The following is a 2478-nucleotide window of genomic DNA, read 5'->3' as shown; positions in this document are numbered from 1 at the left end:
AAAGGTGGGTGTCCTGATTTTTGGAGACGGTTGTTATGCAAATTGGCTAATTCCGCAGATTCGATGGTTGTAGAAATAATCTCTTCAAATAGCTCTAACTGTCCCGCTGGAATTAACTGATTTTGTATGCTTTTTCGTTTATTTGAGTCAAACAACCTTTCTGCTAACCAACCAACTAGGTACATTAATGAAAGACAGCCACCGGCAGTAGCTATATTACCTTCGATAACGAGAGGTAGATCCTGAACGTCCCCTCCCATGCTTTCTAGAGCAGTCTTAGCGTGCGGATTTGTCGTTAACTTCTTCCCGTTCAGCAAACCAAGTTCGTGTAAAATAAAAGCCCCTGCGCATATAGAGCCGATGAGTTGCTTTTTAGGGTCAAGCTTTAAAGCGGACATGAAGTTTTTGTCTTTCAGTGCAGCTGGGATCCCTCGGTAACCACTAGTGATAAAAACAACATCTTGCTCATTAACCTCAGAGATATGGCCTTCGGTCTTCACTGAAATTCCGAGCTGCGAGTTATGCTCTGCCTTAGTGCCTAATATTTTCACATCCCAGCTATCAGTTGTTCGACCAAGCAAGTCATACATAAGAAAGAAATCTACATCTGTAAAATCATCAAACAGAACAATGCCCACTTTATACATAATATTTTTATCCTTTATTGTAGCTCGAACAAGTCGCATAACGCCCGCTTAAGGGGAAAGGTGAGTATCATCATTTTTATTCTTCACGTTCACTTCACCGAGCGGGGGTAGGGTAGGCACCAGTTTTCAGTTGGAGCTTTTCGATATGCCTGCCATCATCACTCACGCCGCCGTACCTCTCTGTCTTGGACTCGGGCTTGGCAGCCGGATTATTCCGCCGCGCCTGCTGTTGGCCGGGGTTGCCATCGCCATGCTGCCCGATGCCGATGTGCTTGCCTTTAAGCTCGGGGTCGCCTACGGCCATGTCTTTGGCCACCGTGGCTTTACCCACTCCCTGCTGTTCGCCTTTGCCCTGCCCACTCTGGCCATGCTGTTTCACCGCCAATTTCGGGCCAGCGTCGCCACCGTCTGGTCGTTCTTGCTGGTCTCTTTGCTTTCTCACAGCCTACTCGATTCGCTCACCACCGGCGGCAAGGGGGTTGGCTGGCTCTGGCCGTGGCGTGATGAGCGTTTCTTCGCCCCCTGGCAGGTGATCCGGGTCGCCCCCTTCAAGCTGGAGGCCTACCTCACCGCCCGAGGTGAAGCGGTGATCCTCTCCGAGCTCTACTGGGTCTGGCTGCCGGGAATTGTATTGATGCTGACTTTGATGGGATGGCGGATGTGGGGTCGAGGTTCTCAGTAGATGTTGATATTGGCGACTATGCGGTGCAGATAGTCATAGCTGTGCCACTGCGCTGCACAGAGAGCTAGCAGGGCTGAGGCCGCCAAGGCACCTTGATCCCAGTTCCGGAGCAATACCCGCAATGCATGCATTATGCAGAGACCCAAGCTCACCAGATAAATGAGGGTTAACATTCCTTCAATTAAATCCGATATACCGTAGGGATCATTCGGATTGTGATAAAACAGGTCATAGCCAAAGGCGCGAAATCCGAGTCTTAACAGAAATAGGGAAAAGCAGAGGGTGGCCAGTCGTTTTGTTTTTCGGCTGATTTCTGTCATGCAACCTCTCAAATCTTCCAACGCTAACTTTTAGGGTTGAGATGCAGCGGAGTAGGGACACCCATCTCTTCTGTTCTTGCGATGCAACATCTTGTTCAGAAAGATGGGGGCCTAAATTTTGGAGTCCTGATTTTTGTTGCTCTAATTGAGTGGGTTTGCAAGAGGATTACTTAGTGAGTAAGAACGAATAACATTATTTTCGCCACTGCTGTATGGCGAATTTTTATAGTCTGAGTGTTTTTTGACTTGAGTAAAGTTGGTTCCTCTGAGTTCGAGTGCTGACCAACACTCCTGAGCACCAGCACCATTACAGTAGCTACCGTGTAGAGCAAGTATTAGTTGATCTCTACCGTTTTGTTTCTTCCATGTATGTTCTTGAACTGCAAGTTCACTGTCAAAGGCTATATTCCATTGACCATTTTGTGCTTTAATGAATACGACTAATGGCGTGCCTGCACTACCTCCCAGATAGCAATATTCACCGTCCTTTTGTGATGCGCCAATATCTAATACGATAATATCATTGCCATCGACCATTCTATGGTAGAGAAGTTTTGAATCGTCGATAGGTTGGTTTGGATAGACTTGCCAGTCATCCAACTTAAGATTACTACATTCCGTATAGGCGAGTTGTTCTTTTACCTTTTCTCGGACGATTTTTGGTACTTCTAAGGCTTGAGCGATACCGGATAATAGCATAACAATAAAAGCCATCATTCTATTCATTTTATTTCCTTTGCTTGTAATTATAATGGTGGTTTGAATTGTCTAACTCTCACCTAATGGGCAGGAAATGCCAAACAAAAATGGGGCTCCCCTCTTTTTTTTT

General features: G+C 46.6%; 4 protein-coding genes. 1 reads left to right on the top strand and 3 read right to left on the bottom strand.

The features are described from left to right. A partial coding sequence (locus BN1128_RS22740) for a DJ-1/PfpI family protein (protein WP_082030515.1) occupies nt 1–647 on the bottom strand: 647 nt, incomplete at its 3' end. Between the two features lie 145 nt (nt 648–792). On the opposite strand from BN1128_RS22740, the gene BN1128_RS22735 reads away from it, so the two are divergent. Next, the gene (locus BN1128_RS22735; RefSeq protein ID WP_042873170.1) at nt 793–1329 is read left to right on the top strand and encodes a metal-dependent hydrolase; all 537 of its coding nucleotides are present in this window, start codon (nt 793–795) and stop codon (nt 1327–1329) included. Here the strand turns inward: BN1128_RS22735 and BN1128_RS22730 are convergent. After that, nucleotides 1323–1649: a hypothetical protein gene (locus BN1128_RS22730; protein ID WP_042873169.1), complete on the bottom strand. Its 327-nt coding sequence runs from the start codon at nt 1647–1649 to the stop codon at nt 1323–1325. The two genes, BN1128_RS22735 and BN1128_RS22730, sit on opposite strands and share 7 nt — an antisense overlap. Before the next feature lie 141 nt (nt 1650–1790). After that, nucleotides 1791–2375, bottom strand: a complete 585-nt coding sequence (locus tag BN1128_RS25730; protein WP_156140643.1) for a hypothetical protein — start codon at nt 2373–2375, stop codon at nt 1791–1793. Nucleotides 2376–2478: the final 103 nt, after the last annotated feature.

It is taken from the genome of Aeromonas piscicola, from assembly GCF_000820005.1.
Lineage (GTDB): Bacteria > Pseudomonadota > Gammaproteobacteria > Enterobacterales > Aeromonadaceae > Aeromonas > Aeromonas piscicola.
The sequence above is the reverse complement of the archived record's forward strand: the minus strand, read 5'-3'. Positions and strand labels throughout refer to the sequence as shown.

Coding starts and splice junctions, on each gene's coding strand:
- BN1128_RS22735 (WP_042873170.1), top strand. CDS start 793: ATGCCTGCCATCATCACTCACGCCGCCGTACCTCTCTGTCTTGGACTC.
- BN1128_RS22730 (WP_042873169.1), bottom strand. CDS start 1,649: ATGACAGAAATCAGCCGAAAAACAAAACGACTGGCCACCCTCTGCTTT.
- BN1128_RS25730 (WP_156140643.1), bottom strand. CDS start 2,375: ATGAATAGAATGATGGCTTTTATTGTTATGCTATTATCCGGTATCGCT.